The organism is Bradyrhizobium sp. (assembly GCF_049519115.1).
Taxonomy (GTDB): domain Bacteria; phylum Pseudomonadota; class Alphaproteobacteria; order Rhizobiales; family Xanthobacteraceae; genus Bradyrhizobium.
On record NZ_JBEKRB010000131.1, the window covers coordinates 1 to 5,640 of the forward strand.

General features: G+C 54.5%; 3 protein-coding genes. 1 reads left to right on the forward strand and 2 read right to left on the reverse strand.

The features are described 5' to 3' along the window. Nucleotides 1-1,807 precede the first annotated feature (1,807 nt). Together ABSE61_RS35650 and ABSE61_RS35655 are read right to left on the reverse strand one after the other, a co-directional pair. Entirely contained in the window at nt 1,808-2,092 is a 285-nt protein-coding gene (locus ABSE61_RS35650) for an SGNH/GDSL hydrolase family protein (RefSeq protein WP_423875853.1), read from the reverse strand. A gap of 62 nt (nt 2,093-2,154) precedes the next feature. After that, the gene (locus ABSE61_RS35655; protein WP_423875854.1) at nt 2,155-2,736 is read right to left on the reverse strand and encodes an SGNH/GDSL hydrolase family protein; all 582 of its coding nucleotides are present in this window, start codon (nt 2,734-2,736) and stop codon (nt 2,155-2,157) included. Between the two features lie 1,817 nt (nt 2,737-4,553). Between ABSE61_RS35655 and ABSE61_RS35660 the strand changes: the two genes are divergently transcribed. Beyond that, the gene (locus tag ABSE61_RS35660; RefSeq protein ID WP_423875855.1) at nt 4,554-5,504 is read left to right on the forward strand and encodes a WD40/YVTN/BNR-like repeat-containing protein; all 951 of its coding nucleotides are present in this window, start codon (nt 4,554-4,556) and stop codon (nt 5,502-5,504) included. Nucleotides 5,505-5,640 lie beyond the last annotated feature (136 nt).

The window sequence follows — 5,640 nt, forward strand, 5'->3', positions numbered from 1 at the left end:
CTGGCCTTGAATACGGCATCAAACTTCTTGCGTGACTTGGTCATATACGTGCTCCATCGGTTGTGACAGAGCAGGACGCTTCACACCTTAACTTTTGGTCTTATTTCCGGGGTCCACTTCAGGCTGTTGGGACCTATCCTCCGAACGGAGATTCATACGCTGATTGATGCCCCATACCATAAGTGTGAACTAGTTCACTTACGCTCGGGCACGCTCTTTGCTTAAATGTCATCCGAGCGGTGTATTTCCAGCCGGGCGGCGTATTTGTGGGAGTCGATTTATGCGTGCAGAAAAATCTGCTTCTGAAGAGACTTTGCGACGCATGTGGTCAGAGATCGCATTACTACGGCGAAAGATCGAGCAGGCGGAGCGCAAGAAGGCAGAAGTACGTTTGAGGTCGGCTATCGCCGCCGCGCGAGGCCGCGTTCAACCTCGCTCAAAACGCTCGCCAAGCCGTTCATCCTGTTTTTGAATGTAGGTGATCTTGGGCGCGAACACTCCCGAGGTTAGGCGCCACAACAATGGCGATCAAAGTCAGCATGATCTCGTCCCTCGCGAGCGACCCCCCCGACTCACGCCGTAATGAGCTTGCGTGTCACATTGTGCGCGAAGTGCGGTTCGCAAGTGCGAGACTGGCCCATCTGTCGCAGTTCTGAAATGCAACAATGGGCAAGTTTGTTCCGGCTGACAACGAGGCGCGGAAGACCTAGCGGCTTTCGGATTATCCGAAATAGCATTGGGGTATCGGCACTATCGGCCAGCGTGCCGGTATCCCGGTCGGAGTTGGCAATGGCAATGGTCTTGCGGGTTCCATCCCGGGCAAGCGTTGAGGAAAGCTGGTCAAACCGTCGTGGTGGTAAATGCCGGTGTAAGTGGTGACACCGCCTCGATGGGCCTCGCAAGGTTGGATCGGTCGGTTCCTGCTGGTGCCGGTGCGGTGATCCTCGAGCTCGGTGCAAATGACATGCGTCAGGGATTCAAGCCGTGCGTAACTCGCGCCTCGCCGCGATTCTGCGTAGATTAGAGGCACGAAAAATTGTGGTCTTACTCTGTGGGGTGCGGACCCAACCCAATCTTGACGACCAAGAGAAGCGCGTTTGCCGCGATGTTCTCCGGCCTCGCTAGGGAGCATAATGTGCTATTCTATGCGGTATTTGACAGCGCGTTTGTCGATCAACCTCAGTTAAAATTATCTGACGGCTTGCATCCAAACGCGGCGGGTATTGATGCAGGCGTTGCTGACATACTGCCCAGGCTAGAGGCGCTGATCGACCGGACGCGTCATCTTCACCGCTAACAGCATTGGAAGAGCGTGGGAACTGTTCGATCGGATGAAGGATCCGGTCTGACTCTCGTTCGGCACGTTCCCAGTCCAAGCAGGCGGCCGCGGACCTGTTCGCTTAACTGCTTTGCTGCGGCGGAATCACGCACCTGCTCCGCGCTGATGGCATCTACAGTGCAGCATGCGCCAATTCCTCATCCTGGTAATCGCTGCATTGATCTTCTCGGGGTGCAAATCTAGCGGTTACAATCCGCTAAAAATAGAAAGTCCTGAAAGCTGCCAATTTGTGCTCAGTATTACACGGCAAAACATTGCGGGACAATGAAGCGCTGGCCGGTCGATCTCCGGCACCCAAAGTAGCCCGCGGCTTCGTCGACGCCATGAAATGACTATTTCGCGGAATATAATCCGACCAAGCAGGATGCGATCGCGATCCATCAGCTAAGCGTCCACTCGATCCACACCAACGCCCTAGAAGGGAGCCAACGAGATCAGCAGAGTGATGGTCGCGATGAAGCCCGAGCGTCAATCTTGAAGCGCTTTCAACAGATTCTGTGCCACCGCCAAGTGGCCCGACGCGCTCCAGTGACCATCGGGAAGGAGATGATCAGGCGAAGCAGTGAGTCCGTCATCGAGATCGATGCAGACGTCCGCAAATTTGCAGAAGATCGTCGAGGAAAGCCCGAGCTTCGGTCCGAGGAAATCTTGCGTGCCTTGATGGGCCAGGACCACCTTCAAGCCGTGCGGAACTTCGTCGCGAATTCGGCCTAGAATGAAACCGATAATTCTGATCGATTGGCTAGGGTCCACGTTCTCCGGAATTGTGGGATCGATGAATCTTGTGGCGACTCTCGCCACGAGGGACCAGTCGCTCAAGCGTTCCCAGAGGCCGATGCGCGCCGGGCGAATGATATATGAGCCGCTCTCTCGACATAGGGCTTTGCTCGGCCGAAGAAACGCTGTCTCAATACATCGAGGTAATCGCTCTTATTCGGTACGATCAAAAGGGCGTCCCCTGCCTTCAAAACATGTTTCCAATTCCTGAAAGACACGTACGCCTGGTCGGTTCCATAGCCCATCGTGCCGGTATTTATGACGCGCGCACCAGGGAGAGAGGAAAGCATTTTAGCGTCGAAGCGATCCTCGATGTTTATGCCTTCACCAAAAGATAACGAATCGCCGAGGATTAAAATCCAGCTATCGGCGCGAGGCTCTTGCGCAATGAGCCGTTGGCCGTTTTTGTCGGTTCTGATGCGCCACTCCTCCCCGGCCGCATTGATCCGCGTCGTCGCGATATTAGGCGCATTACACCATCCGGTTTGCGCCTCGGAGCGGAAGAGCCGAGTGGGCCTGCTAAAGAAGCTCACGTAAAGACGGAGGGCTGCTTCAGCTGCTACGGGCGAAAGTATCAGAACGCTGAGGAGAAGAGCGGCCCAATGCAACGGGATTTTCATTTTCCGATGTCCCGCGCGAGACGTTTGCGGACCGGGTTATCCGGCTGCATGGAAATCGCCCAATGGACGAACTCGAACCAGCGGAACCAAAACAGCGCATTCGTATAGCGTGAGCGTCATCTTGCTTATCGCGATCCGGCGACCCTGTCTATGAGACGCCCGCTCGGCGTGCAGCTTCGCGTGCCGGGATCAAAGTAACGGTGGGATTTGCGGGTGCGGCAATTTGTGTTGCCGTGCCTCAGACTTCATGTTCCCGAACAACGCGATGCTGAAGCCGACTCTGGCTTACGCGGTTACGAATTTTCTCGATGTCTTCTTCGGAGATTCGCATTACCTTTTTCTTTCGTCCACCCGGCAGAAAAACGACTAGTCCACTGCAAACGAACGCGGCACCACAAACAATTAGTGCACGAGCGAAGTATCACTTGAAGATCAAGAGATCGAATGAAGTCAATATCACTCAAGAAATCACTTACAAAAACCCGTTCCGGTCGTTTCTTTAAGTTCGCCGAAAGCGAGGGCTCAGCGCCACGGTCTGGTTATGAGGAGATGCTTAACGGTCGTAACGACTGCGACAAACGCAACGGCCAGAAAGGAACCGGCCAGCGCCGGAAGCCCGTATCGGCTGCTCATTGCAATGACTCAACCCCCGCGCGAGGGGTGAGAAGATGGCGCTCGGTAGCCCTCGTTGGGTGCACATCCGCAATCCCTAGCGGCTTCCCCTCCCCGCCCAATCGGCGCAGACACGTCACACCCGTCACATCCGTAACATCACATCCGTAACGGATTTCAAATAGATCCCCTCCTAGTTCTACGGTACGATCAGTGGGCAAAGTGGACTGACTTTTCAGGGCCTTCCGGCTGGTTCTCGCGCATTGCATTTTGAAATGTTATTGCTGATCAGCCCGGCCCCTTAGCCGGGCTTTTCCGTTCAGTAGGCCTGTTGTGCCAATTCTGGGAAGACTTCCCTCAGCGCGTGATCCGCTGAATCATGGGGGATGACGAACGTCCGACTAATCCGCCACGAGGCTGTGCCCCGGCAGCTTCGAGGTGCGCTTTCCCGATGGCCGGCCAAGCCGCTTTTTCTATTTGGGATGATATCTCCGGGCGCCGACTCGGGCCTGAAATTCTCCCGAGCGAAGTCACCTAGATCAAGCTCAGCGGTTGCCAGGGCGGAGCGTGATAGACTGCGCCATTGATCGAGCGCACGCCGGACAGTGATTAGCTTTTGTGGCATGCCGAAGCACAATATTCAATCATCTGGCGCCGCGATATCTCCGCGATGAAAGATTCAAATGATCGGCTTCAGCGTGCTGGATTCACGATGCGATAGAGAAAATGGCGGGTGGTGCTTTGGGCATCGTGGTGGGCAAAGCAATTCTGCGTTTCGAGCAAGCAAGACGCTGGTTCTCGCGGGCAGCAATTAACAACTCCAGCAAGTTCGCCAGTTGACGCCACCCCGCGCCTTACACTCTCGTCCGGCTAACAGTCGCGATTAGGAGAGCTTGACCAGACCCGGAATTAGAGAACACAATCTGCCATGTGCAGACCCTTGACAACTTGGGTAGGAACCAGTGTGGGTTTGGTATTGGCGAATGTTTACTACGAAGCGGGTCGCGACAATGAAACATGAAATCCAATTTGTAACAAATTGCAGGGCCGCTTTTTGGCTTATCTCACTGTTACTCCTCCAAACAGACTATAGCCGGCAAGCAGCGGCAGGCCCCAGCGATTCTTCCCCGCCAGTGACAACGCCCAGTACAAGCTCTAGCACAATCGCCATTGCTCCTCGACTTTCCCCCTCTCCAGGAAACTGGGTGAACGTCACTTCGAATCTTGCTGGGATGACCTCTGAGTGCGGGAATATGACCTTTGTGTCGGCGAAACCAAATGAAGATCTCATGATCGCTGGCGTTGCACGACGAGGCCTTTGGGGAAGCAGGGATGGTGGAATGAGTTGGCATCAACTCGGCTCTGGGAGCGCCACCATCATCAATCGCACTGGATCAATCATTTACGATCCCGCGCGTCCCGAAGTGTTTTGGGAGTCGGGAATATATAACAGCAACGGCGTCTACCGAACTGACGATAACGGCAGTGTTTTCCGAGCGCTGGGCTCTGCTCGTCACAACGACTCGGTCAGCGTTGATTTTACGGATCGCAATCGTCGAACCCTCCTCGCGGGAGGACACGAACAAAAGCAAACGGTTTATCGTTCACAAGATGGCGGCAATACTTGGATAAACGTAGGAGTTAATCTCCCAGCAGTCACTGCCTTTTCCAGTTATCCGTTGGTGGTTAACTCCAGAATATTTTTCGTCGGCTGCTTTCCAAGCTGGGGCGGCGGAACGGGTGGCATTTATCAAAGCAACGATTCGGGGGCGACTTGGAGTTCCGTTTCAGCCCAAGGCGGCGGCTCGGAGCCACTTGTTGCAAGCGACGGATCTATTTACTGGCCAAGTGGAGATGGCTCGATGGTGCGGGGAACTAACGATGCCTCGAATTGGACATGGAAACAAACCGTTGCAAGCGGCGCCCTTATGAACGTGCATCCAATTGAACTGCCCGACGGCCGGATCGTCAGCCTCAGTTTCCAACATATTATGATCTCTTCGGATCACGGCGTGCACTGGCAGGTGTTCGGGCCACAGCTACCATTTAGACCAGTTGGCATATCCTATTCCGACTTTGATAAGTCATTTTACATTTGGCAGTTTGATTGTGGAAGTAAGGTGCTACCCAACGCGATTTTGAAGATTTGGCTTTGATCTATTGCTTGCCTGACCTTAGTGTCCGACTCATAATGATTTCATTTGATTTCAAGCTCTTGCGAGGCGCCGCGTGAGGGTTCGGATGTGGGCGACGAACGCCCATGCGACTGCGCTGGCGATTGTCGCTTCGAAA